This is a genomic window from Streptomyces sp. x-80 (assembly GCF_046549095.1).
Classification (GTDB): domain Bacteria; phylum Actinomycetota; class Actinomycetes; order Streptomycetales; family Streptomycetaceae; genus Streptomyces; species Streptomyces celluloflavus.
This window is the reverse complement of sequence record NZ_JAJPWM010000004.1, coordinates 288,752-314,998: the sequence shown is the minus strand read 5'-3', so window position 1 is coordinate 314,998 and position 26,247 is coordinate 288,752. Positions and strand designations below refer to the sequence as shown.

27 protein-coding genes are annotated in these 26,247 nt (G+C 72.6%); 13 read left to right on the top strand and 14 right to left on the bottom strand.

Annotation, left to right across the window (positions count from 1 at the left end):
* Positions 1-111 precede the first annotated feature (111 nt).
* Together ACLJWH_RS09495 and ACLJWH_RS09490 are read left to right on the top strand one after the other, a co-directional pair.
* Complete coding sequence (locus ACLJWH_RS09495) at positions 112-618, top strand: sec-independent translocase (RefSeq protein WP_411141147.1); 507 nt, start codon at positions 112-114, stop codon at positions 616-618.
* 119 nt (positions 619-737) lie between these two features.
* The gene (locus tag ACLJWH_RS09490; RefSeq protein ID WP_411141146.1) at positions 738-1,385 is read left to right on the top strand and encodes a hypothetical protein; all 648 of its coding nucleotides are present in this window, start codon (positions 738-740) and stop codon (positions 1,383-1,385) included.
* Between the two features lie 90 nt (positions 1,386-1,475).
* On the opposite strand, the gene ACLJWH_RS09485 is transcribed toward ACLJWH_RS09490, so the two are convergent.
* From ACLJWH_RS09485 to ACLJWH_RS09475, 3 genes are read right to left on the bottom strand one after another with little or no spacing between them, the layout of a single operon-like run.
* A complete protein-coding gene (locus ACLJWH_RS09485; protein WP_411141145.1) occupies positions 1,476-2,636 on the bottom strand; it encodes an Mrp/NBP35 family ATP-binding protein in 1,161 nt (386 codons plus the stop codon).
* 43 nt (positions 2,637-2,679) lie between these two features.
* Entirely contained in the window at positions 2,680-3,261 is a 582-nt protein-coding gene (locus tag ACLJWH_RS09480; RefSeq protein ID WP_411141144.1) for a DUF1003 domain-containing protein, read from the bottom strand.
* 1 nt (position 3,262) lies between these two features.
* Entirely contained in the window at positions 3,263-4,633 is a 1,371-nt protein-coding gene (locus ACLJWH_RS09475; RefSeq protein ID WP_411141143.1) for a magnesium transporter MgtE N-terminal domain-containing protein, read from the bottom strand.
* A 195-nt stretch (positions 4,634-4,828) separates the two neighbouring features.
* On the opposite strand from ACLJWH_RS09475, the gene ACLJWH_RS09470 reads away from it, so the two are divergent.
* Positions 4,829-5,608 carry a hypothetical protein gene (locus tag ACLJWH_RS09470; protein WP_411141142.1) on the top strand — a complete coding sequence of 260 codons (780 nt, stop codon included), beginning with the start codon at positions 4,829-4,831 and terminating at the stop codon, positions 5,606-5,608.
* A 33-nt stretch (positions 5,609-5,641) separates the two neighbouring features.
* Here ACLJWH_RS09470 and ACLJWH_RS09465 read toward each other — a convergent pair whose 3' ends face one another.
* Together ACLJWH_RS09465 and ACLJWH_RS09460 are read right to left on the bottom strand one after the other, a co-directional pair.
* On the bottom strand, positions 5,642-6,181 hold the full coding sequence (locus ACLJWH_RS09465; protein ID WP_411141141.1) for a hypothetical protein: 540 nt from the start codon (positions 6,179-6,181) through the stop codon (positions 5,642-5,644).
* Between the two features lie 102 nt (positions 6,182-6,283).
* On the bottom strand, positions 6,284-7,396 hold the full coding sequence (locus tag ACLJWH_RS09460) for a magnesium and cobalt transport protein CorA (protein ID WP_411141140.1): 1,113 nt from the start codon (positions 7,394-7,396) through the stop codon (positions 6,284-6,286).
* A gap of 440 nt (positions 7,397-7,836) precedes the next feature.
* On the opposite strand from ACLJWH_RS09460, the gene ACLJWH_RS09455 reads away from it, so the two are divergent.
* Positions 7,837-8,424 (top strand): suppressor of fused domain protein, encoded by a 588-nt coding sequence (locus ACLJWH_RS09455; RefSeq protein WP_411141139.1) that lies wholly within the window; start codon positions 7,837-7,839, stop codon positions 8,422-8,424.
* A 102-nt stretch (positions 8,425-8,526) separates the two neighbouring features.
* On the opposite strand, the gene ACLJWH_RS09450 is transcribed toward ACLJWH_RS09455, so the two are convergent.
* The gene (locus ACLJWH_RS09450; protein WP_411141365.1) at positions 8,527-9,831 is read right to left on the bottom strand and encodes an MFS transporter; all 1,305 of its coding nucleotides are present in this window, start codon (positions 9,829-9,831) and stop codon (positions 8,527-8,529) included.
* Between the two features lie 226 nt (positions 9,832-10,057).
* On the opposite strand from ACLJWH_RS09450, the gene ACLJWH_RS09445 reads away from it, so the two are divergent.
* From ACLJWH_RS09445 to ACLJWH_RS09435, 3 genes are all read left to right on the top strand, one after another.
* Entirely contained in the window at positions 10,058-10,696 is a 639-nt protein-coding gene (locus tag ACLJWH_RS09445) for a DUF6758 family protein (RefSeq protein ID WP_052861196.1), read from the top strand.
* Between the two features lie 137 nt (positions 10,697-10,833).
* Entirely contained in the window at positions 10,834-11,688 is an 855-nt protein-coding gene (locus tag ACLJWH_RS09440) for a PHP domain-containing protein (protein ID WP_411141138.1), read from the top strand.
* 310 nt (positions 11,689-11,998) lie between these two features.
* Entirely contained in the window at positions 11,999-12,604 is a 606-nt protein-coding gene (locus tag ACLJWH_RS09435) for a MarC family protein (RefSeq protein WP_411141137.1), read from the top strand.
* Between the two features lie 95 nt (positions 12,605-12,699).
* Here the strand turns inward: ACLJWH_RS09435 and ACLJWH_RS09430 are convergent, their stop codons facing one another.
* A complete protein-coding gene (locus tag ACLJWH_RS09430) occupies positions 12,700-12,852 on the bottom strand; it encodes a hypothetical protein (protein ID WP_094791680.1) in 153 nt (50 codons plus the stop codon).
* Positions 12,853-13,071: 219 nt separating this feature from the next.
* Here ACLJWH_RS09430 and ACLJWH_RS09425 point away from each other — a divergent pair, with 219 nt between their 5' ends.
* On the top strand, positions 13,072-13,998 hold the full coding sequence (locus ACLJWH_RS09425) for an NYN domain-containing protein (RefSeq protein ID WP_411141136.1): 927 nt from the start codon (positions 13,072-13,074) through the stop codon (positions 13,996-13,998).
* Between the two features lie 286 nt (positions 13,999-14,284).
* On the opposite strand, the gene ACLJWH_RS09420 is transcribed toward ACLJWH_RS09425, so the two are convergent.
* The 3 genes from ACLJWH_RS09420 to ACLJWH_RS09410 form a co-directional block, all read right to left on the bottom strand.
* A complete protein-coding gene (locus ACLJWH_RS09420; RefSeq protein WP_411141135.1) occupies positions 14,285-14,746 on the bottom strand; it encodes an SRPBCC family protein in 462 nt (153 codons plus the stop codon).
* A 167-nt stretch (positions 14,747-14,913) separates the two neighbouring features.
* Complete coding sequence (locus ACLJWH_RS09415) at positions 14,914-15,780, bottom strand: alpha/beta fold hydrolase (RefSeq protein WP_411141134.1); 867 nt, start codon at positions 15,778-15,780, stop codon at positions 14,914-14,916.
* 117 nt (positions 15,781-15,897) lie between these two features.
* Positions 15,898-18,084 (bottom strand): DEAD/DEAH box helicase, encoded by a 2,187-nt coding sequence (locus tag ACLJWH_RS09410; RefSeq protein WP_411141133.1) that lies wholly within the window; start codon positions 18,082-18,084, stop codon positions 15,898-15,900.
* A gap of 555 nt (positions 18,085-18,639) precedes the next feature.
* On the opposite strand from ACLJWH_RS09410, the gene ACLJWH_RS09405 reads away from it, so the two are divergent.
* Entirely contained in the window at positions 18,640-19,377 is a 738-nt protein-coding gene (locus ACLJWH_RS09405; RefSeq protein ID WP_411141132.1) for a ferritin-like fold-containing protein, read from the top strand.
* Positions 19,378-19,487: 110 nt separating this feature from the next.
* Here the strand turns inward: ACLJWH_RS09405 and ACLJWH_RS09400 are convergent, their stop codons facing one another.
* The 4 genes from ACLJWH_RS09400 to ACLJWH_RS09385 form a co-directional block, all read right to left on the bottom strand.
* Entirely contained in the window at positions 19,488-19,757 is a 270-nt protein-coding gene (locus tag ACLJWH_RS09400) for a hypothetical protein (RefSeq protein WP_411141131.1), read from the bottom strand.
* Between the two features lie 257 nt (positions 19,758-20,014).
* Positions 20,015-20,242 (bottom strand): DUF3107 domain-containing protein, encoded by a 228-nt coding sequence (locus ACLJWH_RS09395; protein ID WP_052861187.1) that lies wholly within the window; start codon positions 20,240-20,242, stop codon positions 20,015-20,017.
* Positions 20,243-20,413: 171 nt separating this feature from the next.
* Positions 20,414-21,055, bottom strand: coding sequence for a TetR/AcrR family transcriptional regulator (locus ACLJWH_RS09390; protein WP_052861186.1), 642 nt, complete (start codon positions 21,053-21,055; stop codon positions 20,414-20,416).
* Positions 21,056-21,203: 148 nt separating this feature from the next.
* Positions 21,204-21,428 (bottom strand): hypothetical protein, encoded by a 225-nt coding sequence (locus ACLJWH_RS09385; RefSeq protein WP_411141130.1) that lies wholly within the window; start codon positions 21,426-21,428, stop codon positions 21,204-21,206.
* Between the two features lie 207 nt (positions 21,429-21,635).
* Between ACLJWH_RS09385 and ACLJWH_RS09380 the strand changes: the two genes are divergently transcribed.
* The 4 genes from ACLJWH_RS09380 (at position 21,636) to ACLJWH_RS09365 (ending at position 26,245) form a co-directional block, all read left to right on the top strand.
* Positions 21,636-22,634 (top strand): alpha/beta fold hydrolase, encoded by a 999-nt coding sequence (locus tag ACLJWH_RS09380; RefSeq protein WP_411141129.1) that lies wholly within the window; start codon positions 21,636-21,638, stop codon positions 22,632-22,634.
* A 182-nt stretch (positions 22,635-22,816) separates the two neighbouring features.
* On the top strand, positions 22,817-24,130 hold the full coding sequence (locus ACLJWH_RS09375; protein ID WP_411141128.1) for a DUF3152 domain-containing protein: 1,314 nt from the start codon (positions 22,817-22,819) through the stop codon (positions 24,128-24,130).
* 79 nt (positions 24,131-24,209) lie between these two features.
* A complete protein-coding gene (locus ACLJWH_RS09370) occupies positions 24,210-24,302 on the top strand; it encodes an Ms4533A family Cys-rich leader peptide (RefSeq protein WP_318279621.1) in 93 nt (30 codons plus the stop codon).
* Positions 24,303-24,505: 203 nt separating this feature from the next.
* Complete coding sequence (locus tag ACLJWH_RS09365) at positions 24,506-26,245, top strand: ABC transporter substrate-binding protein (RefSeq protein ID WP_411141127.1); 1,740 nt, start codon at positions 24,506-24,508, stop codon at positions 26,243-26,245.
* Positions 26,246-26,247 lie beyond the last annotated feature (2 nt).

Genomic DNA, 26,247 nt, shown 5'->3' with positions numbered 1-26,247 from the left:
TGCACGGTGTTGGCGCGGGTGACTCCCGCCCGACGCACCGGGCCAGGTACCGTGATAGCCGGCCTGGCCCGGAAGGCCACCGAAGGCCGTGATACCCCAAGGAGCTGCAAGGTGTTCTTCGACATAGGACCCCTCGAACTGGTGGCGATCATCGTCCTTGCGGTGCTCATCTTCGGCCCGGACAAGCTCCCCAAGGTCATCCAGGACGTGACGAGCTTCATCCGCAAGGTGCGGGCGTTCTCCGACAGCGCCAAGGAGGACATCCGCAGCGAGCTGGGGCCGGACTTCAAGGACTTCGAGTTCGAGGACCTCAAGCCCAAGAACTTCGTCCGCAAGCACGTCCTGGAGAAGGACGAGTACGGCCTCAAGGAGCTCCAGGAGATCCGTAACGGATTCGACTTCAAGCAGGAGATGTCCGAGCTCACGGACGTCGTGCACGGCCGGGAGAGCGCACCGTCCGACCCGGCCGCGCCGGTCTCGTCCGCCGCCTCCGGGAGCGGCTCCCGCCTGAATCTGTCGAAGGAGCCCCCGGCCGCCTCCGGTGGCCCCGACCTGGTCAAGAAGACCGGCGGCCTGGCGCCCGGCGAGCGTCCGCCGTTCGACTCCGACGCCACCTGATATCCCGCCGGTTGCCCGGCTGCGCCGACCCCTATGGCTATGCTCCCGGTGTCCGGGGTGAGGTCGCCCGAGGGGGGCGGGCCGCCCACGACGCAGGGCAACAAGGAGGCTCCGCGCAGATGGAGACGACGAGTCGGGCAGAGTCGGAAACGGCGCCCGCCGACGACGGCCGGAAGGTCGACGGCTATCTGCTGGCCGCGTTCCCGTGGTACGGCCTCGATGAGGCGTACACCGGGCCGCGCTGGCTGATGCGGGTCGGCGCGGCCGCGGACGGCACCGTCGAACACGGCGCCACCGGCCATGGCGAGGAGCCCACCATACGGGTGGAGACCGCCAAGGAGACCCACCGGTTCGCGGTCGTGGTGACGGTCGCCAGCCGCCCCGTACGGCCCAGCACGGACGACACCGGCTTTCTGGAGGCCACCTCGGTCTCGACGGCCGCCTGGCTCGCCGGGGCCGGGCTGCTCGCGCACACCTGGCCCTCCCAGATGGACCGGTCGCTGCGTCAGGACTGGCTCGACCAGCAGACGATGATCGCCTGGGAGCTGGCCGACGAACTCGACGGCGAGGGCTGGAGCGAGCTGATACTGCCGGTGGACGGCGCTCCGACGGCGTTCCGCTACCGCGAGTCCGAGTACGGCTGGGTGCTGGCCGGCTCGGCGGACGGGGACCCCGAGGGCGTGCACATCGGCGCGTACGGGCGCGGGATGAGCGCCTACGGCCTGGCCTTCTCGATAGTCAAGGACCTGGCGGCGTACGAGGGCTGAACGGCGGCGGGGCACGGACGAGGGGCGGGACCGGTACCCCGGTCCCGCCCCTCCGCGTCGTACGGGAGCCGGCCGCCCGGCCCCCGGCGTTCAGAACTTGTTGCGCGGGGTGATCCCCAGCGACATGCCCGACAGACCGCGCGCGCGGCCGCTCAGCTTGTCCGCGATGGTGCGGATCGCCGAACCGGCGGGGGAGTCGGGATCGCTCAGCACGACCGGCTTGCCCTCGTCGCCGCCCTCGCGCAGCCGGACGTCGATCGGGATCGAGCCGAGCACCGGCACCTGGGTGCCGGTCGTCTTCGTCAGCCCCTCGGCGACCCGCTCGCCGCCGCCGGTGCCGAAGACATGGACCATCTCGTCGCAGTGCGGGCAGGGCAGCCCGGCCATGTTCTCCACCACGCCGACGATCTTCTGGTGGGTCTGCACGGCGATCGAACCGGCCCGCTCGGCGACCTCGGCGGCCGCCTGCTGCGGGGTGGTGACCACCAGGATCTCGGCGTTCGGCACCAGCTGGGCCACCGAGATCGCGATATCGCCGGTGCCCGGGGGCAGGTCGAGGAGGAGGACGTCGAGGTCGCCCCAGTAGACGTCGGCCAGGAACTGCTGGAGCGCGCGGTGCAGCATCGGGCCGCGCCAGACGACGGGCGCGTTGCCGGGGGTGAACATGCCGATGGAGATGACCTTCACGCCGTGCGCCGACGGCGGCATGATCATGTTCTCGACCTGGGTGGGCTTGCCGTCCGCGCCCAGCATGCGCGGCACCGAGTGGCCGTAGATGTCGGCGTCCACCACGCCGACCTTCAGACCGTCCGCCGCCATCGCCGCCGCGAGGTTGACCGTGACCGACGACTTGCCGACGCCGCCCTTGCCGGAGGCGACGGCGTAGACCCGGGTCAGCGAACCGGGCCGGGCGAACGGCACCTCGCGCTCGGCGGTGCCGCCGCGCAGCGACGTCGCCAGCTCGCGCCGCTGCTCGTCGCTCATCACCTCCAGCTCGACGGTGACGCCCGTGACGCCCGCGACGCGCTCCACGGCCGTGCGCACGCCGGCGGTGATGGTCTCCCGCATCGGGCATCCGGAAACGGTCAGATAGACCGTCACCGCGACCGCCCCGTCCGCCGCGATCTCCACCGATTTGACCATCCCCAAGTCGGTGATGGGCCGGTGGATCTCGGGGTCGTTCACCGTCGCGAGGGCGGCGCGTACCGCTTCCTCGGCCGGCGCGGGGCCTGTGGGTGATTCGGTAGCCATGCCCTGATGGTACGGCGCCGGTGGGGGCCTCCGGAAAGGACTCTCACCGGTCGCGTTCATCACTCTCCGCGTCGATCATCCGACGCAGTTCCAGATCCCTCAGCAGATCTTCGAGCTCGGAGCGGATCCAGTCGCGGGTGGCGACCTCGCCCAGGCCCAGCCGCAGCGCCGCGATCTCCCGGGTCAGGTACTCGGTGTCGGCGATGGAGCGCTCGTTCTGCTTGCGGTCCTGCTCGTGGGTGACCCGGTCGCGGTCGGCCTGCCGGTTCTGCGCCAGCAGGATCAGCGGCGCCGCGTACGACGCCTGGAGCGAGAGCGCCAGCGTCAGGAAGATGAACGGGTACTCGTCGAACCGCAGCCGGCCCGGCACGGTCACGTTCCAGCCGATCCACACGATCACGATGACCGTCATCCAGACGATGAACCGGCCGGTCCCCAGGAAGCGGGCGATCTTCTCCGACAGCCGCCCGAACGCCTCCGGGTCGTACTCGGGCAGGAAGGTACGGCGCGGTACCCGCGGCTGGTCCAGGCGCACCCGCGGCCGCTCCGGGCCGCCACGCCGCACCGCGGAGGCGCCCTGGGCCCGGGACCGCTCGGGGCCGCCCGTCCGCTCCCCGGCGCCCATGTCAGCCCTCCTCGAAGTGCGGGGCCCGGCCGGCCGCCGCCGCGCCGTGCATCTCGGTCTCCCGCCAGTCCTCCGGCAGCAGATGGTCCAGCACATCGTCGACGGTGACCGCGCCCAGCAGCGATCCGCTCTCGTCGACGACGGGCGCCGCGACCATGTTGTACGTCGCCAGATAGCTGGCCACCTCGGTCAGCGCGGTGTCCGGCCCCAGGGCCGGCAGATCGGCGTCGACGAGCGAACTGACGAGGGTGAACGGCGGGTCGCGCAGCAGCCGCTGGAAGTGCACCAGGCCCAGGAACGTGCCGGTCGGGGTCTGGTCCGGCGGCCGGCAGACGTAGACCTGGGCGGCCAGCGCGGCGGAGAGGTCCGGGTCCCGGACCCGCGCCAGCGCGTCCGCCACGGTCGCGTCCGGCCGCAGCACGACCGGCTCGGTCGTCATCAGACCGCCCGCCGTGCGCTCCTCGTACGACATCAGCCGCCGCATGTCCGCGGCCTCCGCCGGCCGCATCAGGGTCAGCAGCCGCTCCTTCGCCTCCTCCGGCAGCTCCGCGAGCAGATCGGCGGCGTCGTCCGGGTCCATCGCCTCCAGGACGTCGGCGGCCCGCTCGTCCTGGAGCTTGCCGATGATCTCGACCTGGTCGTCGTCCGGCAGCTCCTCCAGGACGTCGGCGAGCCGGTCGTCGGCGAGCGCCGCGGCGACCTCGGCGCGCCGTTTGGGGGAGAGGTGGTGCAGTACCCCCGCGAGATCGGCCGGGCGCAGCTGCTCGAAGGTGGCCAGCAGGCTCTCCGCGCCCTGCCCGTGCTCCTCCAGCGAGAATCCGGTCACCGCGGACCACTCCACCGTCAGCGCCTCGCCCGTCCGCCGCCCGCCGCCACCCTGCGCGGCAGGCGCCTCGCGGCGCAGAAACCTGTCGCGCAGCGCGCCTTTCCCGCCCTTGCGGACGAAGACCTTGTCGATCTCCCAGTCGCGGCGGGCCGGCAGCTGGGTGATGCCGATGTCGAGGACGGTGACCTCCTCACCGGTCTCGATCAGCCGGACCCGCCGGTCGAGCAGTTCGCCGAAGACCAGGGTCTCGGACGCGCGCTGCTCGAAGCGCCGCATGTTGAGCACGCCGGTGGTGATGACCTGGCCGGACTCCACACCGGTCACCCGGGTCATGGGCAGGAAGATCCGGCGCCGGCCGGCCACCTCGACGACCAGCCCGAGCAGCCGCGGCGGCCGGTCGCCCACCGCCCGCGCGCCGCCCTCGCCCCGGCCGGCCCGCAACATCGCGACCAGGTCGCGGACCCGGCCGACCTGGTCGCCGTTCGGGTCGAAGACGGCGACGCCGGAGAGATGGGAGACGAAGACCCGGGGAGTCGCCACCGCCATACAGAGTGCCTCCCTTTTTCCCGATTTACCCGGAATGGGGCCTCGATCCGGGTTCAGGCTAACGCGCCCGGCCCGGCTCCGCCCCGATGAGCGAGGCCGTACGGTGGCCGCCACGCGCGACGCGGAAAAGCGCGCACCGCCCGGGTACGCTCCGTACCGCTGTCCAGGTCATCCGCATCAGGAGGCAGAACCGACGTGACTGCAATCCCCTCGGGGACGGGCCCCCGACCCCTGACCGGCTCCCGTCGCACGGGACGGGCGGCGCTCGCGGGGGCGGTGTGCGCGGCGCTGGCCGCGGCGCTGGCGGGCTGCGCCGGGGACGATCCGGACGCGGGCACCAACGGCGTGGGCAAACTGCCGGCCGCGACGATCGAGTCCAAGGCGCGGGCGGCGGCCGAACAGGCCGGTACGGTCCGGCTCTCCGGCAAGGTCGTCAGCCAGGACCGCACCTACCAGCTCGACATGCGGCTGGCGAAGGACGGTGCCCGGGGCGAACTGACCACCAAGGACTCCGCGTTCCAGCTGCTGCGGATCGGCGCGGCGCTCTATCTGAAGGCGGACGCCGACTTCTGGGCCGGCGAGAAGAGCGAGAAAGCCACCCCGCCGGGCGGCACCGCCGCCGCCAAACTCGGCGGCAAATACGTCAAGGTGCCCGCCACGGACCCGGTCTACAAGCGCTTCAGCGGCTTCACGGACAAGAAGATGCTGCTGGCCAGTCTGCTCGGGCCGCACGGCACACCGGCGACCGGCGACCGCGGCACCCTCGACGGCGTCCGCACCATCCGCCTCACCGGCGGCGCGGGCGGCGGCAGCCTGGACGTGTCCCTGGAGGGCGAGCCGTACCCGCTGCGGCTGCGGCGCGCGGGCGGTGCGGGCGAGGTCCGCCTCGGCGACTGGGACAAGCCCGTCGATCTCCAGCCCCCGGCCCAGGACCAGATCGTCGACTACGGCAAGCAGATCGCCGGCAGCGGCTGACCCGGCCCGGCAACGGGCCGCCGGGGCGGCCCCTCAGCCCTTGCGGCCCCGGCGCAGCAGCTTCGGCAGCGCGGCCGGGACGGGGCGGCGGGTGAGGGCCGGCGACGGCAGCGGTGGCGCGGCGTGCGAGTCCTGGGGCATGGCGCCCGGCCGCTGCCCGGCCGGTCCGACGGGCTCCAGCCGCAGCACCCGGCACTCGCGCGCCCAGCGCTCCGTGAGCGTCTCCGTGTCCGGGGCGTTGAGCCGCTTGCCCTTCAGCTCGTCCACCGCGGCCCGCCACGCCGCACCGTCCGGCGCCAGCTCCACGACCCGCGCCCGCCAGGCCACCAGCCGGCCGCCCTTGTCCTTGCTCCGTACGGTGACCGTGGCGGCCGTGCCGTCGGCGAGCCCCAGATCCGCCAGCGGCTGCTCGCCCGCGCCGTCCCCGACCAGCACCACCGCGCCGTCCTGCCAGAGGTGCCACAGCGCCCGCGCCGGGCCCGTCGCGCCCCGCACCCAGATGAGGCCGGACTTCTTGGTGGCCTCCTCGATGAGCGCTCGGTCCTGCAACGCCTGTGACACCGTCTCCGTCATACGGCTCAGCCTAATGGGCGGCGGACCGGCCGCCCCGGGACGTCGGGCCCGTGCGGACGGCCCGTGCGGACGGCTCCGCGCCGGTCCCGTCCGCCGGTCGCGTCAGAGCCAGCCGTTGCGCTTGAAACCGCGGTGTATACCGCAGCAGATGGCGACCGTGACCAGCAGCACCGCCGGATAGCCGTACTTCCACTCCAGCTCCGGCATGAACTTGAAGTTCATACCGTAGATCCCGGCGATCATCGTCGGCACGGCGAAGATCGCCGCCCAGGACGTGATCTTGCGCATGTCCTCGTTCTGCGCGACGGTCGCCTGCGCGAGGTTGGCCTGGAGGATGGAGTTGAGCAGGTCGTCGAAGGACAGCACCTGTTCGTTGACGCGCGCCAGGTGGTCGGCCACGTCCCGGAAGTACTTCTGGATGTCGGCGTCCACCAGCCGCATCGGACGCTCGCTCAGCAGCTGCATCGGCCGCAGCAGCGGCGACACGGCACGCTTGAACTCCAGTACCTCACGCTTGAGTTGGTAGATCCGCCCGGCGTCGCCGCCCTTCGCGGAGCCCCGGCCGTCGGAGCCCGAGCTGAAGACGTCGATCTCCACCTCGTCGATATCGTCCTGGACCGCGCCGGCCACCGCGATATAGCCGTCGACCACCTGGTCGGCGATGGCGTGCAGCACGGCGGAGGGCCCCTTGGCCAGCAGCTCGGGGTCGTCCTGGAGGCGGTGCCGCAGGGCGCGCAGGGAACCCTGGCCGCCGTGCCGCACGGTCACGATGAAGTTCCGGCCGGTGAAGCACATCACCTCACCGGTCTCCACGACCTCGCTGGTCGCGGTCAGTTCGGCGTGCTCGACGTAGTGGACGGTCTTGAAGACCGTGAAGAGGGTGTCGTCGTACCGCTCCAGCTTGGGCCGCTGATGGGCGTGCACGGCGTCCTCGACGGCGAGCGGATGCAGCCCGAACTCCTGGGCGATCCCGGCGAATTCGGCCTCGGACGGCTCGTGCAGCCCGATCCAGGCGAAACCGCCGTCGGCCCGGACGCTCGCCATCGCCTCGGCCGGGCTGAGATGCCGGCTCACCCGGCGGCCCTCGCGGTAGACACCGCAGTCGACGATCGCGCTGTTCGGGCAGACCGGGACGGGCTTCTCGCAGCCGTACGGGGCGTCGTCGCGGCGCCGGGACGGGCGGACGGCGGCGCGCAGGTCGCGGATCACCGACAAGGCAGGCTCCTTCACTGGCCGGCCGTCAGCGTGGGGCGCAGCGCTGCCCGGAACGTGGACGTACGCGGCGTCGTCGGCCGTACGTCCGCAAAGCGGGCGGCGCTCCGTGCGGTGGTGCTGACGGCAGTTCGCAGAAAACACGGAACAAAGAGTCGAAGGCGCTCTTCCGTCATCTACATCCGGCGCAAAGGCACTTCACGGGTTTCGCCGCTGAGCGACTGGGTACGGAAGCCCTCGGTTCAGCAGAGGTGCTGTGCGAAGGGGATGACAGGAGAACTATCGGTACTGCAAGGTCGACTTGGATCCACCGCAGCCCCACCTCCTCCGGCCGGTCCCCGCTGGGGGACGACGTCACTCCCTTACCAGACGGCAAGGCTATCAGCCGTCCGGAGCGCTGAGGCGCCGCTTTGCCCGTTCGATACGCGCCCTATGCTCGCGGCATGTCTGACGTTCTTGAGCTGGTCGAAGCCCGGTTGCGTACGACCCTGGGCGAACCGGACGCGCGCGCCGCCGTCACGTTCCTCGGGACCGACCGTATCGAGGTGCTCCGCTTCGTGGACGACGAGGTCATCCGTTACGCCACGCTCGGGATGTCCGCCCACCCCATGGCCGACCCCACCGCCGTCCTGGCGGATCCGCTGCGCGGCCCGCGCGCCGAACTGGTGCTGTCCGTACGGGGCGGCCGCGTCGACACCGGCAAGGTGCTCCGGCCGCTCGCCGTGCTCGCCGCGTCCCCGCAGGTCGAGGGAGTGGTCGTGGCACCGGGGGCGTCGCTGGACGTGGGCGAACCGCTCTGGCCGGGGGCGGCCTTCACCTCGGTGCTGGTCGCCGCGCCCGGCGGTCTCGTCGAGGATCTGGCGCTCGACGAGCCGCTGGAGCCGGTCCGTTTCCTGCCGCTGCTGCCGATGACGCCCAACGAGGCCGCCTGGAAACGGGTGCACGGCGCCGAGGCGCTGGAGGAGCGGTGGCTGCGCAATGGAACGGACCTGCGCGATCCGCTGCGCAAGGGCGTGCCGCTCGACGACTGAACGTCAGGGCGCGGCGGGGGCCCCGGCGACCGTCGTGACCGCCCGGCCGCCCGCCCGCCGCGGGAGCGGGCGGGACGCGACGGCCGGGCGGGCGCCGGGTGTTCAGTTGGCGAAGACCGTGACGCCGTCCTCCGTGGCGTGCCGCGGTGCCAGTTCCTCGGCCTCCAGGGTCAGCGCCCGGCGGCGGACGGCGACGATGACGGCGCCGATCACCGCCGCGACGGCCGCGACCACGAACGGGATGTGGATATCGGTCCACTCCTCGATCTTCGGCGCGAGGAACGGCGCGGCCGCCGCGGCGAACCACCGCACGAAGTTGTAGCCCGCGCTGGCCACCGGCCGCGGCGCGTCCGAGACGCCCAGTGCCAGCTCCGTGTAGACGGTGTTGTTCAGGCCGATGAGGGCGCCGGAGACGATCGTGCAGACGATGGCGGTGGCGTGGTTGCCGTAGCCGAGGACGACCAGGTCGACGGCGAGCAGTACCAGCGAGCCGCCCAGGACCTTCAGCGACCCGAAGCGGTGCTGTAGCCGGGGCGCGACGATCACCGAGAACACCGCGAGCAGCACACCCCAGGCGAAGAAGACACCGCCCGACCGGTACGGCGACATGTTCAGCACGAACGGGGTGAAGGCCAGCACCGTGAAGAACGCGTAGTTGTAGAAGAACGCGGAGGCGGCGGCGGAGGCCAGTCCGCCGTGGCCGAGCGCCTTGACCGGATCCAGCAGCGAGGTCTTACGGGCCGGCTTCGGCTGCTCCTTGAGGAAGGCCGTGATGGCGAGGAAGCCGACGGCCATCAGGACGGCGGTGCCGAAGAACGGGTAGCGCCACTTCATGTCGCCGAGGACCGCGCCGAGCAGCGGTCCGCAGGCCATGCCCAGGCCGAGCGCGGACTCGTAGAGCAGGATCGCCACCGCGCTGCCGCCCGCCCGGCTCCTGCCCCCGGCCGCACCGCCGCGCGTGGGCCCGCCGGGACTGGCCGCGCCCACGATCACGGCGAGCGAGGTGGAGACGAAGAGCGCGTTGCCCAGTCCCCAGCCGGCCCGGAAGCCGACCAGCTGCCCGACGGACCCCGACATACCGGAGAGCGCCGCGAACACCACCACGAGTGCCAGACCGGCCAGCAGGGTCTTGCGGCTGCCGATGCGGCTGGAGACGAAGCCGGTGACCAGCATCGCGACGGCGGTGATCAGGAAGTAGGAGGTGAAGAGGAGGGAGACCTGACTGTTCGAGGCGTGCAGGCCCTTGGCGATCGAGGGGAGGATCGGGTCGACGAGGCCGATGCCCATGAAGGCCACGACCGAGGCGCCGGCCGTGGCCCATACGGCCTTCGGCTGGCGCAGGATCGATGCCCCGCCCCCCTCGAATGGATCGTCTTCGGCGCCGTCGCCGTGGCCGCTGCTCCGCATGCCGCGCATCCCCTCTCCGTATTCCCCGGTCGCGGCGGGTCCCTGACCTCCGCGAATCGTTGTCGTTTACACACAATAAGTTAGGCGATCTAAAGAATGCAAGCTACAACTACCTCCGGGGGGTGCGGGAGCCGCCCCACGGGCCGCCGCTGGGGCGTGATTCCGGGCACACCGGACGGGTGATCGTCCTTGACGCGGCGGCGGCCCAGGAGGACCGTGGGACGTTATGAGGGGCGAACCCAGTTGCCCGAAGTGCGGTGGCCGGGTGCGGGCGCCCGGTCTCTTCTCCGACTCCTGGCAGTGCGCCGTGCACGGCACCGTGCACCCGCTCCAGCCGGTCGTCCCACCGAGCGTCGAGGCGCTCGGTGTCGTCGTGCACCGCGCCCAGGTCCCCGTGTGGATGCCCTGGCCGCTGCCGGTCGGCTGGCTGTTCACGGGTGTGGCCTGCGCGGGCGACGACCGCAGCGGCGGCCGGGCGACCGCGGTGGCCTGTTCGGGCCCCGGACCGCTCGGCGGTCCCGGTGAACTCCTGCTGATCGCCGAGGAACTGGGCGTCGGACTCGGCGCCCGCTACGCCGGTATCGACGGCCCCGACCCCGGCTCCTGCCTGCGCATGGACAAGCCGCCGCACGCCAAGGTGCTGGCCGCCGGCCGCCCGACCCCGATGTGGCATGTCGAGGGCGCCCCCGCGGACCGCGCGGTCTTCGCGGGCGAGGCGCGCGGGCTGTGGCTGTGGGCGATCGCCTGGCCGGAGGAGTCGGGGCTGCTGATGTACGACGAACTGGTCCTCACCGACCTGCGTGAGGCGGGCGCCGAGGTGGACCTGCTGCCGTGCGGGGCACTCTCGCCGCGCATCCTGAACTAGACAGCACCCCCGCGGGCGGCTGCCCGGGTCGGCCGTCCGGCCGGGGCGGGTGCGGCGGCCGGTATCCTGCTGGAGTCCCCTCAGGTGCCCCGTGCGCCCGTTCCCCGTCCGTCCCGCAGCAGTCTGGAGTCCGCGTCGTGCGCATCGATCTGCACACCCACTCCACCGCGTCCGACGGTACGGACACCCCCGCCGAACTGGTACGCAACGCCGCGGCCTGCGGTCTCGACGTCGTCGCGCTGACCGACCACGACACCGTCGGCGGCCATGCCGAGGCGCGTGCCGCGCTGCCCGCCGGGCTGACGCTGGTCACCGGCGCCGAACTCTCCTGCCGGATCGAGGGGGTGAGCCTGCATCTGCTCGCCTACCTCTTCGACCCCCGGGAGCCGGAGTTCGCCCGCGAGCGGGAGCTCGTCCGGGACGACCGGGTGCCGCGGGCCCGCGCCATGGTCGGCAAGCTGCGCGACCTCGGGGTGCCGGTCACCTGGGAGCAGGTGGCGCGGATCGCCGGGGACGGCGCCGTCGGACGGCCGCATGTCGCCAGCGCCCTCGTCGAACTGGGCGTCGTACCGTCCGTCTCCGACGCCTTCACCCCGCAGTGGCTCGCCAACGACGGCCGGGCCTACGTGGGCAAGCACGAACTCGACCCCTTCGACGCGATCCGGCTGGTCAAGGCCGCGGGCGGGGTCACCGTCTTCGCGCATCCGCTGGCCGTCAAGCGCGGCAGCGTCGTACCGGAGAGCGCGATCGCCGAACTGGCCGCGGCCGGCCTCGACGGCATCGAGGTCGACCACATGGACCACGACGGACCGACCCGCGCCCGGCTGCGCGGGCTGGCCGGCGACCTCGGGCTGCTGCCCACCGGCTCCAGCGACTACCACGGCAGCCGCAAGACCTGCCGGCTCGGCGAGTACACCACCGACCCCGAGATCTACGGCGAGATCGTGCGCCGCGCGACCGGCGCCTTCCCCGTGCCCGGCGCGGGCGGCTGACCCCGCACCGGGCTCCGGCGGGCCGCCGCGGCGGCCCTGCCGCGCGCCGACGGGCCTCCGGGCGGCCGGCGATGAGCGGCGTGCCGCGGACCGTCGCCCCGCGCGACCGGATCACCTCCGCCGTCCGGTGCGACTGCCGCCCCGCGCGCTGACCCCGCCCCGTACACCGCGCGCCCTCCCCCTCTTCCTTCCCTCCGGCCCTTTTCCCTGCTGACTTCCTTCCCCTACGGGACGCCGTCCGCGGTACCCGTCCAGCTTGAGACCCCGGGTCTCTCGTGTCCCTCGTACCACCTCGCGCAAGGCCATCACCGTGTTTGACGTCGCTGTCTTCAGTACCCTCTTTGTCACGCTATTTGTGATCATGGATCCCCCCGGGATCACCCCGATCTTCCTGGCCCTGACCTCGGGCCGCCCGGCCAAGGTGCAACGCCGGATGGCCTGGCAGGCGGCGGTCGTCGCCTTCTGCGTCATCGCCGTCTTCGGCGTCTTCGGCACCCAGATCCTGGGGCGGCTGCACATCACGACACCGGCGCTGATGATCGCGGGCGGTCTGCTGCTCCTGCTGATCGCGCTGGACCTGCTGACGGGGAAGTCCGAGGAGCCCACCCAGACCAAGGACGTCAACGTGGCGCTGGTGCCGCTCGGCATGCCCCTGCTGGCCGGTCCGGGCGCGATCGTGTCGGTGATCCTGGCGGTGCAGCACGCGCACGGCTTCACCGCGCAGCTGTCGGTCTGGTCGGCGATCGTCGCGATCCATGTGGTGCTCTACCTGGTGATGCGGTTCTCGCTGCTGATCATCCGCGTGATCAAGGACGGCGGGGTGGTGCTGGTGACGCGGCTGGCGGGCATGCTGCTCTCCGCGCTGGCGGTACAGCAGATCATCAACGGTGTCACGCAGGTGATCCAGGGGTCCTGACCCGGCCCGGAACCGCGAAGTGCCCCCGTACGACGTGTTCGTACGGGGGCACTTCTCCTCATGGCCTGGCGGCTCGTCGGGCGGCGGTGTGGGTGTTAACGGGCGGCGGTGTCGGCGGGGCGGATGTAGATGCGCTGGCCGACGGCTGCGGCCTGCTGCACGATCCGGTTGACGGAGGCGGCGTCCACGACGGTGCTGTCCACGGCGGTGCCGTCGGCGTCGTCCAGGCGCATGATCTCGAAGCGCATAAGGCTTCTCCCTTCGTCTGATCCTCCTGCGGAGAACTCTTTGGCGGGGGCGGGCCCGGCCGCGCTGCCGGGCGTTCCCAAGGGGTACAACGAGATGCTCCGTGCAATCATTCCCTACGCTAAGGAAAAGTTTTGATGGCCTAAATATTTGCCGTGGCGGGCGGCGGGCGGCGGGCGCGGTTGTCCCCGCGGAGCCACCGCCCGGACAATGGAGCCGGTATGAACGACGTCGAGCCCACGGGCCCCACAGATCTCGCCGCGCTGGTCGCCGGCATCGAGCGCACCAACGAGCTGCTCACCCGAGTGCTCGCGGAGGTCGCCACCACCCCGTCCACCCACGCGGCCTTCGTGGACGCCGGCTATGTGTACGCCGCGGCGGGCCGCCTGGTCACCGGCACGGAGGACCGCAAGGCGTTCGACCTGGACGCCGAGGGCATCATCGAAGCCTTCATCGACAAGGCGCGAACGATCTTCCCGGACAGCCGGCTGCTCCGCGTCTACTGGTACGACGGCGCGCGCCGCCGCATCCACACCCAGGAACAGCAGCGGATCGCCGAGCTGCCGGACGTCAAGGTCAGACTCGGCAATCTGAACGCCAACAACCAGCAGAAGGGCGTCGACTCCCTGATCCGCACGGACCTGGAGTCGCTGGCCCGGCACCGCGCGATCAGCGACGCGGTACTCATCGGCGGTGACGAGGACCTGGTCTCCGCGGTGGAGGCGGCCCAGGGGTACGGCGCGCGGGTGCACCTGTGGGGCATCGAGGCCGCGGGCGGGCGCAACCAGGCCGAGCCGCTGCTGTGGGAGGTCGACAGCCAGCGCACCTTCGACCTGGACTTCTGCAAGCCGTACGTCTCCCGGCGGGCCGGCGCCGAGTTCGGCGACCCGGCGGCGGCCGAGGGCCCGGCGCCCTCCCGCGAGGAGGTGCGCTTCGTGGGCGCGCGGGTCGCCGCCCAGTGGCTGGCCGAGCGCGGCCGCGGCTGGGTCGCCGAGCTGCTGCCCGGCCACCCGTATCTGCCCGGCACCGTCGACCAGGAACTGCTGACCGCCGCGGAGGCGCTGCTGCGCCACTCGCTGCGCGGCCGCGCGGACCTGCGCCGGGCGTTGCGGGACGGCTTCTGGGAGCGCGTACAGGGGCAGTACTAAGGGCTGTCCCGTCCTACCTGGCGGGCGCGCGACGACAGCTACGGCACCTCGCCGCGTTGTCGGAACGTCCACATACACCCGGTATGCGGACGCTCCTCCGCCGTGCGATGCACCGCATCCGACGCCGCGCGCTGATCCACCAGGTAGGACGGGACAGCCCTCAGGCACCGCCCGCACATGCGGACCGGAGACGGAACGCGGCGCGGGCCCCGGCGGCCGAACCGTCGCCCGACCGTCCGGGCCCGGCGGCCGGACCGCCACAGGGCCGGTCCGGACCCCGGCGGTATCAGGCCCTGGCGAGCAGCTCCGCGAGCCGGTCGAAGAAACTCTCCCAGCCCGCCTTCGCCTGCTGGTACTGCTCCGCGGTGAGATTGCCGCCACCCTGGTGGAAGGCCATCTCCGTACGGCCCCCGAGATCGGTGAAGGTGACCCGTACCGTCTCGCCCGCCACCTCGCCCGGCGCGGTGTCGTCCTTGAGCGTGAGCACCAGCCGCTCGGGCGCGGCGACCTCGCGGTAGACGCCGGAGAACGGCATCTCGCCGCCGTCCGGCGTCCGCATCACCAGGCTCCAGACGCCGCCCGGCCGGACGTCCATCGTCATCCGGTCGACGGGCACATCCAGCTCCCCGCCGAACCAGTGGCCGAAGTGCGAGGGTGTCGTCCACGCCTGGAACACCAGGTCACGGCGTGCGTCGAGGGTGCGGGTGAGGGCGATGCCGTCCGCCGCCTGCTGCGGGTTCTCCGTCATGGTCCTGAATCCTTTGCGCGTCACCGGGAAGCGGGCCGGGCCGGGGCCGGGCCCGGCCCCCTGTCGATACTCACCGAGCGGGGCCGAACTGTCCTGGCGGAGCCGCCGCCACGGGGCCACTCGGCCCAGGTGCCCCGCCCCGGACCGGCCCGGATCCCCCCGCCCGCCTACCGCAGGCCGCGCCAGAAGCCGCTCAGCGCCGCGGCGGTCTCCTTAGGGCGTTCGGTGTTGGGGGAGTGCGCGGCGTCCGCGATGACCGTGCGCCGTGCGGCCAGCCGCTCGGCCATCGCGTCCATCAGCGGCACCGGCCAGGCGTAGTCGACGGCCCCGGAGACGACATGCTTGGGCAGCGGTACGGCCGCCAGTTCCGCGATCCGGTCGGGTTCCTCGGTCATCTGCCGCCCGGTCGCGATCAGCTGCTCGGGGACGGTGTTCAGCCACCTTCGGTGCAGGAACGCGCCGATCTCCGGCGGCGTCGCCCCGTCCGCCGCCTCCGGCGGATCCAGTGCGCGCATCACCCGCCAGACCGACTCCATGTCCAGTCTGCCGAGCGCCTCGATCAGCGTCCGTACCCGGGCCCGCTGGGCCGCGTCGATGGCGGCCGGCCCGGAACTGAGCACGGTCAGGGAACGGAACGGCGCCGGGTCGAGCAGCACGGCGGCCCGGGTGACCAGACCGCCCAGCGAATGCCCCAGGAGATGTACCGGCCCGCCGCCGGACGCCGTCAGCGCCGCGGCCTGGGCCAGTACATCGCGGGCCAACTCGCCCTGGGCGTACGCCGATTCGTCGCGCGGCCCGGGGGAGTCGTGCTGTCCGCGCCCGTCCACCGCGACCGCCCGGAACCCGGCCGCGGCGAGCGGTGCGAGAAGGGCGATGAAGTCCTCCTTGCTCCCGGTGAAGCCGGGCACCAGCAGGGCGGTGCCGACCGGCACACCGACGGGCCGGGCATCGTGCACGGCAAACGCACCGCGCTCGGTGGTGAGGGAGTACGCGCGGGCGCACGGGGGCAGCGTGAGAGTGGGCGGCCTGCTCATGGACCGAGGCTATCGGTGCTGGTTGCCGCCATGATCGGCCCGCCCCCACCGGCCCCACGGCAAACGGCCCGGCCCCCGCACGATGCGGGGGCCGGGCCGTGCTTGAACCACCAGGGGTCAGCTCTCGGGCGTCACCTCGGCCGTGGCGGCCTTGGCGCGGCTGCGGCGCCGGACCGGCTTGGCCTCGGCGGCGGCCTCCGGGACCGCCGCCTCCGCCGCGGCCGGCTTGGCAGCGGCGGCCTTACGGGTCCGCTTGGGCTTGACCGGGGCGTCCTCGGCGGCGGCCGCGTCCGCCACCGGCTTCGCGGCGGCCTTGCGGGTGCGCTTCGGCTTGGCCGGCGCCGCCTCGGCGCCCTCGGCCGTCTCCACGGCCTCCACGGCGGCCTTGGCAGCGGCGGTCTTGCGGGTCCGCTTCGGCTTGACGGGAGCCTCGACGGCAGCCGCCTCGGTGCCCTCGACGGTGTCCACCGCGGTCTCCGCGGCGGCCTTGGTGGCGGCGGTCTTGCGGGTGCGCTTCGGCTTGGCGGGCGCCTCGTCGGCCGGTACGGCGGACTCGACGGCCTCCGCCGCCGCGCCCTCCGCGGTGGCCTTCGCCGTGCTCCGGGTGCGCCGGCGCGGCTTGGCGGGCGCCTCGGCCGGCTCCGTGACGGCCGCGGCCTCGGCGGCGACGGCGGTGCCCTCGGCCGTGCCGACCGCGTCAGCGGCGGCCTCGGCGACGGTCTCGGACCGGGCGGTACGGGTACGGCGCCGGCGCGGCTTGGCGGCGGGTGCTGCCGCGTCCTCGGCGGCCGGCGCGACCGCGACCGCAGCCGCGTCGGTCACCGTCTCCACGGCTTCCACCGCCTCGGGCGCCGCGGCCGGGGCCGCACCACCCTGGGCCGCGCCACGGGTACGCCGCCGGCGCCGCGGCTGGCGCGGTCCGTCGGTGCCCTCGGCGGTGTCCGGCGCACCGGCGGCCTTCGGCTCGGCGGTCTTCGCGTCGGTGGCCGTCGCCTCGGCGTCCGTCAGCGGCGTACCGCCACGGGTGCGCCGGCGCTGCCGCGGCGTACGGGTGCGCTCGGGGCGCTCCGCCACCACGGCCGCGGCCTTGCGCGGACCGCGTCCCCGGCCGCCGGTCTCGCCGAGGTCCTCGACCTCTTCGGCGGCCAGTCCGGCCCGGGTGCGCTCGGCACGCGGCAGTATGCCCTTGGTGCCCGCCGGGATGTTGAGCAGCTCGTAGAGGTGCGGGGAGGTGGAGTACGTCTCCTCCGGCTCGTCGAACGGCAGGTCCAGCGCCTTGTTGATCAGCTTCCAGCGCGGGATGTCGTCCCAGTCGACGAGCGTGACGGCGGTGCCCTTGGCGCCCGCGCGGCCCGTCCGGCCGATGCGGTGCAGGTAGGTCTTCTCGTCCTCGGGCGACTGGTAGTTGATGACGTGCGTCACGCCCTCGACGTCGATACCGCGGGCGGCGACATCGGTGCAGACCAGCACGTCGACCTTGCCGTTGCGGAAGGCTCGCAGCGCCTGCTCGCGGGCGCCCTGGCCGAGGTCACCGTGGACCGCGCCGGACGCGAACCCGCGCTGGGCGAGCTGGTCGGCGATGTCGGCGGCGGTCCGCTTCGTCCGGCAGAAGACCATCGCGAGACCGCGGCCCTCGGCCTGGAGGAGGCGGGCGACCAGCTCCGGCTTGTCCATGGAGTGCGCGCGGAAGATGTGCTGGGTGGTGTTGGCGACGGTCTGGCCGACGTCGTCCGGCGCGGCGGCGCGGATGTGCGTGGGCTGCGACATGTAGCGGCGGGCCAGCGAGATGACCTGGCCGGGCATGGTCGCGGAGAACAGCATCGTCTGCCGCTTGGCGGGCAGCAGCTGGATGATCCGCTCGACGTCGGGCAGGAAGCCCAGGTCGAGCATCTCGTCGGCCTCGTCCAGGACCAGGCTCTTGACCTCGGAGAGGTTGAGCTTCTTCTGGCCTGCCAGGTCCAGCAGCCGGCCGGGGGTGCCGACGACGACGTCGACGCCCTTCTTGAGCGCCTCGACCTGCGGTTCGTACGCGCGGCCGCCGTAGATGGCGAGCACCCGGACGTTGCGGACCTTGCCCGCGGTGAGCAGGTCGTTGGTGACCTGCTGGCACAGCTCACGGGTCGGCACGACCACGAGGGCCTGCGGCGCCTCGGTCAGCTGTGCGGGCTTCGCGCGGCCCGCCTCGACGTCCGCGGGGACCGTGACGCGCTCCAGGAGCGGCAGGCCGAAGCCCAGGGTCTTGCCGGTGCCGGTCTTGGCCTGGCCGATGACGTCACTGCCGGACAGCGCGACGGGGAGGGTCATCTCCTGGATGGGAAAGGGGGACGTGATGCCGACGGCCTCAAGGGCCTCGGCGGTCTCGGGGAAAATCCCGAGCTCTCGGAACGTAGACAGAATCTTGCCTCTTCTGTGAGACGCGGCATGAGGCGGCGAAGGGGGTCGTACCGCACCGTCGTACGGGTTCGTACAGGAACCGGCCCGATACGGGCCGGATGGCGCGGGACCACTGCCATCGCTCAGGCACTCCTGCCGCGAGCGGTGTCCCTCCTGCTGTGCGTACGTCTCGTACGCGCCGCGGGGGAGGGCGGTCGGTTTGAGGAGCCGATCGGGCCACCGACCGGGCATCCGCATTCGTGGATCGACCCACCGATACTCGGCGGGTCCATACCACTGTACCCCGGATGCGCCGCGGCACCCGAAGGCTTGTATGAGCGAGCGGGACGTGCGGCAGACGGGGCGGGGATCCGCCGCGGTGCGGTGCACCGCCGGAGTGCGGCGCCCGGGAGCCGTTCGCGCCGGGGCGGCGGGGGCGGTGGCCGCGGCCTTCCCCCGGCCGCCGGGCGGGCTATTGTGCCGGTCATGGAGACGCCTGACAACGCCGCTGCTGACGTGCAAGAACACACCGGGATCGCCGCCCAGGACTGGGCGCGGGCATCCGTCGATCCGCAGTACCGGGCCGCCGTGATCGATCTGCTCGGCGCGCTCGCGTACGGCGAGCTGTCCGCCTTCGAGCGCCTGGCGGAGGACGCCAAGCTCGCGCCGACGATGGACGACAAGGCCGAACTGGCCAAGATGGCCTCGGCCGAATTCCACCACTTCGAGCGGCTGCGGGACCGGCTCGCGCAGATCGAGGCGGAGCCGAACGAGGCGATGGAGCCGTTCGCCGCCGCGCTGGACGAGTTCCACCGCCAGACCGCGCCGTCGGACTGGCTGGAGGGCCTGGTCAAGGCGTATGTCGGCGACTCGATCGCCAGTGACTTCTACCGCGAGGTCGCGGCCCGGCTGGACTCCGACACCCGCGGTCTGGTGCTGACGGTGCTGGACGACACCGGGCACGCCACCTTCGCCGTGGAGAAGGTCCGCGCGGCGATCGACGCCGAGCCCCGGGTCGGCGGGCGGCTCGCGCTGTGGGCGCGCCGGCTGATGGGCGAGGCGCTCTCGCAGGCGCAGCGGGTGGTCGCGGACCGCGACGCGCTCTCCACGATGCTGGTCGGCGGGGTGGCCGACGGCTTCGATCTGGCCGAGGTCGGGCGGATGTTCTCGCGTATCACCGAGGCGCACACCAAGCGGATGGCGGCGCTGGGGCTGGCGGCGTAACGACCGGGAGCGGCGGGCCGCCGGACGTCCGGCGGCCCGGGGTCACGCCCCGCCCGCTCCGGTGTCCGGGCGGCCCGCCCGGTGTCCCGTACGGCCGGTCCGGACGCGCGTCAGGCCGTCGCGGACCGGCGCAGCCGGCTGTGCGGCGGACGGATCAGCACCGACAGCAGCGCCACGCCCATGGCCAGGGCGGCGAACAGGACCGGGACGCTGTGGGCGGGACCCAGGATCGAGCGGGTCACCAGCGCCCCGAAGAGCGCGGCGACCGGGCCGGTGGCCAGCGTCAGGGTGCGCACGGGGAAGCGGTCGGCGAGCCAGCGCACGGCGGCCAGGGCGATGACGAATCCGACGATCACGGCGCCGAGCGCTTCCCAGACCATGGTGTTCCCTCCCGCGTCACAAGGCCGGCCGGACGAGCGAGCCGGTCGTAGGCGGTCGTACCCAGGGGACACCGTCAGCAACCCTCTCACCATGGATGGCCTGCCAGGCCCGCCGCGGACGCGAAGACGCGGACGGCGGCGACGGGTCCGGACGGCCCCGACGTGCGCGAACGGCGGCCCGGAGAGAGCTTCTCTCCGGGCCGCCGTCCGTGTCGTGCTTTCGCGGGCGCCGTGTGCGGCGCCCCCTGCTCACCCGCTCAGAGCGCGCCGAATCCGACCTTGCGGACGGCCTGCTCGCCGATCTCCACATAGGCCAGCCGGTCCGCCGGGACCAGAACCTTGCGACCGTGGTCGTCCACCAGGCTCAGCAGCTGCGACTTGCCGCCGAGTGCGTCAGCCACCGCGCGCTCGACCTCTTCAGCAGACTGTGCGCTCTCCAGAACGATCTCGCGGGGCGCGTGCTGCACGCCGATCTTGACCTCCACGGCTTATGTCCCTCCGACGGTCAGTTGGGTGCGCGGCCATCCGCGCCGTACGCAGCACACATTAGCCCGGTACGGGGACGGACAGGACGCCGCGGAGAACGCCAGCAGCGAACACACGCCGCGCCGGGTGCGCCCGGCGCCGCCGTCGGCGCCCCGTACGGGCGGTGCGGGTCAGTGGGCGTCGGTGCCGTGCAGCGGGAAACCGGCGATGCCCTTCCAGGCGAGTGAGGTCAGCAGCTGCACCGCGGTCTCGCGGGGTACCTCGCTCTCCGAGGAGAGCCAGTAGCGCGCGACGACCTGGGAGACCCCGCCCAGCCCCACGGCCAGCAGCATCGACTCGTCCCGCGACAGGCCGGTGTCCTCGGCGATCACCGCGCTGATCGCCTCGGCGCACTCCAGCGACACCTTGTCCACCCGCTCGCGGACAGCCGGCTCGTTGGTGAGATCCGACTCGAAAACCAGCCGGAAGGCGCCGCCCGGGTCCTCGACGTACGCGAAGTAGGCGTCCATCGTCGCCGCGACCCGCAGCTTGTTCTCGGTCGTCGACGCCAGCGCGGTGCGCACCGAGTGCAGCAGGGACTCGCAGTGCTGGTCCAGCAGCGCGAGGTAGAGCTCCAGCTTGCCCGGGAAGTGCTGGTAGAGCACCGGCTTGCTGACGCCCGCCCGCTCGGCGATGTCGTCCATCGCGGCCGCGTGGTAACCCTGCGCGACGAACACTTCCTGGGCGGCGCCCAGAAGCTGGTTGCGCCGGGCTCGGCGTGGCAGACGTGTGCCTCGCGGGCGTGCCGCCTCGGTCTGCTCGATGGCGCTCACGCTGCCTCCCAGAAGTGGTTCCGTACGCGGCGCCCGCAAGACGGGGCGCCGCGCCCGCCATCGTACTTTTGGGTAACCCGGCTGTGCGTGGTCCCAGGCGAGAAAATCTCCCCGGGATCGCTGTGGGAAGCCGACATAACGGGCCAGGTCATCGGTATTCGTCTTCGTTGAGCTCCACGACGCGGGACTGCTCCGCGCGGTCCGCTTCGTTCGCGGAGTCCGGATCGGTGCCGGTCAGCGCGTCGTCACGACGCGGAGAGAGGTCCGCGTGCTGTTCCGCGGCGTCCGCTTCCGGGGCCTCCACGTCGAACTCCGTCGCGTCGTTGGCGTCGTCCTCGCCGAAGGTGTCCGGGTCGCTCGGGTCGACGGGCATGGTGGCTCCCTTTCTCGCGTTTCTCGCGTTCTCGCGCGCGCACGCTCTCTCTCGCACTCCGGCCCGGCCGGCGGGTGGCCGGCCGGAAGCGGGGGCCGGGGCGGCTGCCCTTGACTACGAGCCTAGGAGAACGGCTGCGGCCGCGCGATACGGTGTGTGACGGCGAACACATGATCGACGGCGTGATCATCTCGTAACATCGACGTCATGTCTTCGACCGAGTCGCCGGACACCCGGGCCGCCTCCCTCCCCGTGCCGCCAGCCGGCCCCGGCCCCCGGGCGGGTGCGGGGGAGACGGTGCGATCCGTGACCCTGCCGGGCCTGACGCTGGCCGTGCGGACACCCGGCACCCCGTCCGCACCGGACGGCGCAGCGCCGGACCGCGCGCCCGCGCTGTACGTCCACGGCCTCGGCGGCTCCTCGCAGAACTGGTCCGCCCTGATGCCGCTGCTCGCCGACCGGGTGGCAGGCGAGGCGCTCGACCTGCCCGGCTTCGGCGCCGCACCGCCGCCGGACGACGGCAACTACTCCGTCTCCGCGCAGGCCCGCGCGGTCATCCGCCACCTCGACGCGGCCGGCCGCGGCCCGGTGCACCTGCTCGGCAACTCGATGGGCGGCGCCGCGGCGACCCGGGTGGCGGCGGTGCGCCCGGACCTCGTCCGCACCCTGACGCTGATCTCGCCCGCGCTGCCCGAACTGCCGCCGCAGCTGACGGCGGTGCCGACGGCGCTGCTCGCGGTCCCGGGCGCCATGCGGCTCTTCGGCCGGCTGACCCGGGACTGGACGCCCGAGCGGCGCGCCCGCGAGGTGCTGGCGCTCTGCTACGGCGACCCCCGCCGGGTCACCCCCGAAGGGCTCGGCGCGGCCGTCGACGAATATGCGCAACGGCTCGAACTCCCTTATGCCTGGGAGGCGTTCGGGCGTTCCGCGCGCGGACTGGTGAACGCGTACACGCTCGGCGGACAGCACGGACTGTGGCGTCAGGCGGAGCGGGTGCTGGCGCCGACCCTTCTCGTCTACGGTGGACGCGACCGCCTGGTCTCCTACCGGATGGCACGGCGGGCGGCCGCGGCGTTCCGCGGTTCGCGGCTGCTGACGCTGCCGGAGGCGGGGCATGTGGCGATGATGGAGTATCCGGAGGCGGTGGCGCGGGCCTTCCGCGAGCTGCTCGACGACGATGAATCCGCTGACGCGGACGGGAGCTGACAGGCCCAGTGGGACGCCATAGCCGCCGAGGCCGGCCGGAGAGCGCAGCACCGACTCCCGGGACGGCCGGTCTTTCCGGCGGGCCCGGTGACGGCGTGCCGGGCGGCGGGGGGCCCGCCCCCGGGTCCGGGCGCCGACGGCGCGGCGGTCCGGCGGGCGACGGTACGCCGGACGGGCCGCGGGTGACGGCGCCCCCGCCGCGCACCGCGGTCCGCGGCGGCCACCCCGAACAGCGGGAGGCGGGCGGCGGCTGGGGCGCGTCCCCGGCGACGCCGGCGCACGGCGTGCCGGCCGTGCCCCGCCCGCGCACGCCCGAACCGGCGGGCGGCGGGTACGGCGGCCGGCCCGGTACGCCGGGCGTGCCGGGCTCCGTGGGCGCGAAAGGCTTCGGAGTCGGCGCCGGCCCGAGTCCCGCCGGGGCCCTCACGGACCGGGTCGACGGGCCCTTGGCGGACGGGAGTTCGCCGACGGCGGAGGCGGGCGAGGACCCGCTGTCCGGGTCCGGGTCCGGTCGGGTGCCGGGGCCGCGTCGTGAGTACGTGGAGGCGTTCGCCGACGACCGCGACCCCGACCCCGGCGCCGACCGCGGCAGTGGCGGCGACGCGCCGGGCGGTGGGCTGCCGGTGACGGACGCGGCGGACGCTGCGGACGCGGCGGGACTGCTCGCCGGGGCGGACGCCGGCGGCCGGAAAGGCACCAAGGGCCGGACGCTCACCGGTGTGGCGGCCGCGGCAGTGACGACGGTGCTAGCGGTGGTCGTCGCCGGACAGGTCGCCGACCAGCACGCGGACGGCGGTGCGGCGCAGGCGAGCAGCGGGCAGGGCCGGGTGGACGGGACCGACGGCCAGGCCAGCCGGTCACAGGCCCGGCCGACGAAGGACGCGGAACCCGCCACGTACGACGAGAAGATGGCCCAACTCTTCCCGCTGGCCGAGAACATGACGGGCCGTGGCACGTTCAAACCGGCCGGCGGCGACGCCAAGGCGCCCGGCCGCGGGCAGGTGCTGCGCTATCGCGTCGACATCGAGGACGGACTGCCGCTGGACGGCGCGCTGTTCGCCGACGCGGTGCACAAAACCCTCAATGACGACCGGAGTTGGGCACACGGCGGGCGCCGGACCTTCCAGCGGGTGGGCTCCGGCCACGCCGACTTCGTGATCACGCTGGCGAGCCCGGGGACGACCGCGGTGTGGTGCGCCAAATCGGGGCTCGACACGTCCGAGGAGAACGTCTCCTGCGATTCCGCGGCGACCGAGCGCGTCATGATCAACGCGTACCGGTGGGCGGAGGGCGCGACGACCTACCGCCGCGACGAGCTGCACGCCTACCGCCAGATGCTGATCAACCACGAGGTCGGCCACCGGCTCGGACACAACCACGAGGGCTGCACCAAGGAGGGCGCGCTCGCTCCCGTGATGATGCAGCAGACGAAGTTCCTGACGACGAACGGCGTGACCTGCCGGCCCAACTCCTGGCCGTACCCCACCGAGCGGTGACCCACCGGAGATGAGACAAGGTGTCTCTCATCGCGAGACACCTTTGCCAGGGACCGAATATTCGTTCAGTGTTCTGCGCATGCCGCACCGTCACGTCTCCGCACACGCCGCCATCGAGCTGGCGCTGATCGGCGTGTCCGTGCAGTCCGTGGCCGACATCGACTGTCGCTGAGGCCCCACCCCGGTTCCCCGAAGACGCGCCCCGGCCGTGCGAGTGGCACGGCACGGCGCCGATCGCGTCCCCGGGCCGGGACATTTCCCCCGCGTCACCGCGTAAGGCACCTCTCCACGCGTCCGCAGGGGCGGCCTCGCGCACCGTCGCGCCTCCCTGCCGCCTTTTGCGGGTGCCCCCCGCTGCGAAAGGCGAACACCGCCATGGCCGAGCCCGCCCACCCCCGTCAGCCGTCCGCCACCGCGCGCCGCGTCGCCGCGGCCGCCACGACCGCCGCGCTGGCCGTCGGCGCCGTCGCCTGCGGACCCAAGGACGGCGGAGCCCAGGGCGGCGCGGGGGACGCGCCGAAGAAGGGCGGCACGCTGACCGTCCTGAACTCCGAACCGCAGACCAACTTCGACCCCGCGCGCCTGTACACCTCGGGCGGCGGCAAGGTACCGACGCTGGTCTTCCGCACGCTGACCACCCGCAACCGCGAGAACGGCGCGGCCGGCACCAAGGCCGTACCGGACCTCGCCACCGACACTGGGCGGCCCAGCGAGAACGCCACCGTGTGGACATACACCCTCAAGGACGGCCTGAAGTTCGAGGACGGCTCGCCGATCACCAGCGCCGACATCAAATACGGCATCGAGCGGTCCTTCGCCGCCGAACTCTCCGGCGGCGCCCCGTACCTGCGGGACTGGCTGGTCGGCGGCGAGCACTACCAGGGGCCCTACAAGGACAAGTCCAAGGACGGCCTGAAATCGATCGGGACGCCGGACGAGAAAACCCTCGTCTTCCATCTGAAGAAGCCCGAAGGGGAATTCCCGCTGCTGGCGACACAGACGCAGTTCGCGCCGGTGCCGCGGAACAAGGACACCGGCACGAAATACGAGGAACACCCCATCTCCTCGGGCCCTTACAAAGTCGTCAAGAACACCGGTGACGGCGAGCGCATTCTGCTGGCGCGCAACGAACACTGGTCGGAGGGCACGGACAAGCAGCGGCACGCCTATCCGGACACCATCGAGGTGACCTCCGGCCTAGACCCGGCCGTCATCAACCAGCGGCTCTCCACCGGAGCGGGCGCGGACGCCGCCGCCGTCACCGCCGACACCAACCTCGGACCCGCCGAACTCGCCCAGATCGTGGGCGACAAGGAACTCCAGAAGCGGGTCGGCACCGGCCGCTTCGGCTACACCAATTACCTCGCCTTCAACCCGAAGGTGAAGCCCTTCGACGATCCGAAGGTGCGGCAGGCGATCTCCTACGCGATCAACCGGCAGAGCGTGGTGAACGCGGCCGGCGGTTCCTCCCTCGCCGAGCCCGCCACCACCTTCCTGCCGAACCAGAAATCCTTCGGCTACACGCCCGACGACCCCTTCCCGGCCGGCCGCACCGGAAATCCGGACAAGGCAAAGGAATTGCTGAAGGAGGCGGGCCACGAGGACGGGCTGACCCTCACCCTCACCCATTCCACCGCCAAGAACTTCGCCACCAGCCCGGAGGTCGCCACCGCTGTCCAGGAGGCGCTCAAGAAGGCCGGTATCACCGTCAAGCTGGCGGGCCTGGAGGACAACGACTACAAGAACAAGATCCACAGCCTCAAGGACGAACCGGGGCTCTTCATCGCCGGCTGGGGCGCCGACTGGCCGTCCGGCGGCCCGTTCCTCGCACCGGTCTACGACGGCCGGCAGATCGTCAAGGACGCGTACAACTTCAACCACGCGCAGCTCGACGACAAGGCGGTCAACCAGGAGATCGACGAGATCAACAAGCTGACCGACCTGGACGCGGCCGCCCGGCGGTGGGGCGCGCTGGACAAGAAGATCGGCGCACAGGCCCTCTCCGTCCCGCTGTTCCACCCCGTCTACAAGCGGCTCTACGGCAAGGACGTCAAGAACATCGTGATCAGCGACTGGGACGGTGTGCTCGACATCTCCCAGGTCTCGGTCAAGTAGGG

What these genes read in the sequence shown, in the direction of transcription:
- ACLJWH_RS09490 (WP_411141146.1), top strand. Translation starts at nt 738, where the DNA reads ATGGAGACGACGAGTCGGGCAGAGTCGGAAACGGCGCCCGCCGACGAC.
- ACLJWH_RS09485 (WP_411141145.1), bottom strand. Translation starts at nt 2,636, where the DNA reads ATGGCTACCGAATCACCCACAGGCCCCGCGCCGGCCGAGGAAGCGGTA.
- ACLJWH_RS09480 (WP_411141144.1), bottom strand. Translation starts at nt 3,261, where the DNA reads ATGGGCGCCGGGGAGCGGACGGGCGGCCCCGAGCGGTCCCGGGCCCAG.
- ACLJWH_RS09475 (WP_411141143.1), bottom strand. Translation starts at nt 4,633, where the DNA reads ATGGCGGTGGCGACTCCCCGGGTCTTCGTCTCCCATCTCTCCGGCGTC.
- ACLJWH_RS09465 (WP_411141141.1), bottom strand. Translation starts at nt 6,181, where the DNA reads ATGACGGAGACGGTGTCACAGGCGTTGCAGGACCGAGCGCTCATCGAG.
- ACLJWH_RS09455 (WP_411141139.1), top strand. Translation starts at nt 7,837, where the DNA reads ATGTCTGACGTTCTTGAGCTGGTCGAAGCCCGGTTGCGTACGACCCTG.
- ACLJWH_RS09450 (WP_411141365.1), bottom strand. Translation starts at nt 9,831, where the DNA reads ATGCGGAGCAGCGGCCACGGCGACGGCGCCGAAGACGATCCATTCGAG.
- ACLJWH_RS09445 (WP_052861196.1), top strand. Translation starts at nt 10,058, where the DNA reads ATGAGGGGCGAACCCAGTTGCCCGAAGTGCGGTGGCCGGGTGCGGGCG.
- ACLJWH_RS09430 (WP_094791680.1), bottom strand. Translation starts at nt 12,852, where the DNA reads ATGCGCTTCGAGATCATGCGCCTGGACGACGCCGACGGCACCGCCGTG.
- ACLJWH_RS09425 (WP_411141136.1), top strand. Translation starts at nt 13,072, where the DNA reads ATGAACGACGTCGAGCCCACGGGCCCCACAGATCTCGCCGCGCTGGTC.
- ACLJWH_RS09420 (WP_411141135.1), bottom strand. Translation starts at nt 14,746, where the DNA reads ATGACGGAGAACCCGCAGCAGGCGGCGGACGGCATCGCCCTCACCCGC.
- ACLJWH_RS09415 (WP_411141134.1), bottom strand. Translation starts at nt 15,780, where the DNA reads ATGAGCAGGCCGCCCACTCTCACGCTGCCCCCGTGCGCCCGCGCGTAC.
- ACLJWH_RS09410 (WP_411141133.1), bottom strand. Translation starts at nt 18,084, where the DNA reads ATGACCCTCCCCGTCGCGCTGTCCGGCAGTGACGTCATCGGCCAGGCC.
- ACLJWH_RS09405 (WP_411141132.1), top strand. Translation starts at nt 18,640, where the DNA reads ATGGAGACGCCTGACAACGCCGCTGCTGACGTGCAAGAACACACCGGG.
- ACLJWH_RS09400 (WP_411141131.1), bottom strand. Translation starts at nt 19,757, where the DNA reads ATGGTCTGGGAAGCGCTCGGCGCCGTGATCGTCGGATTCGTCATCGCC.
- ACLJWH_RS09385 (WP_411141130.1), bottom strand. Translation starts at nt 21,428, where the DNA reads ATGCCCGTCGACCCGAGCGACCCGGACACCTTCGGCGAGGACGACGCC.
- ACLJWH_RS09380 (WP_411141129.1), top strand. Translation starts at nt 21,636, where the DNA reads ATGTCTTCGACCGAGTCGCCGGACACCCGGGCCGCCTCCCTCCCCGTG.
- ACLJWH_RS09370 (WP_318279621.1), top strand. Translation starts at nt 24,210, where the DNA reads ATGCCGCACCGTCACGTCTCCGCACACGCCGCCATCGAGCTGGCGCTG.
- ACLJWH_RS09365 (WP_411141127.1), top strand. Translation starts at nt 24,506, where the DNA reads ATGGCCGAGCCCGCCCACCCCCGTCAGCCGTCCGCCACCGCGCGCCGC.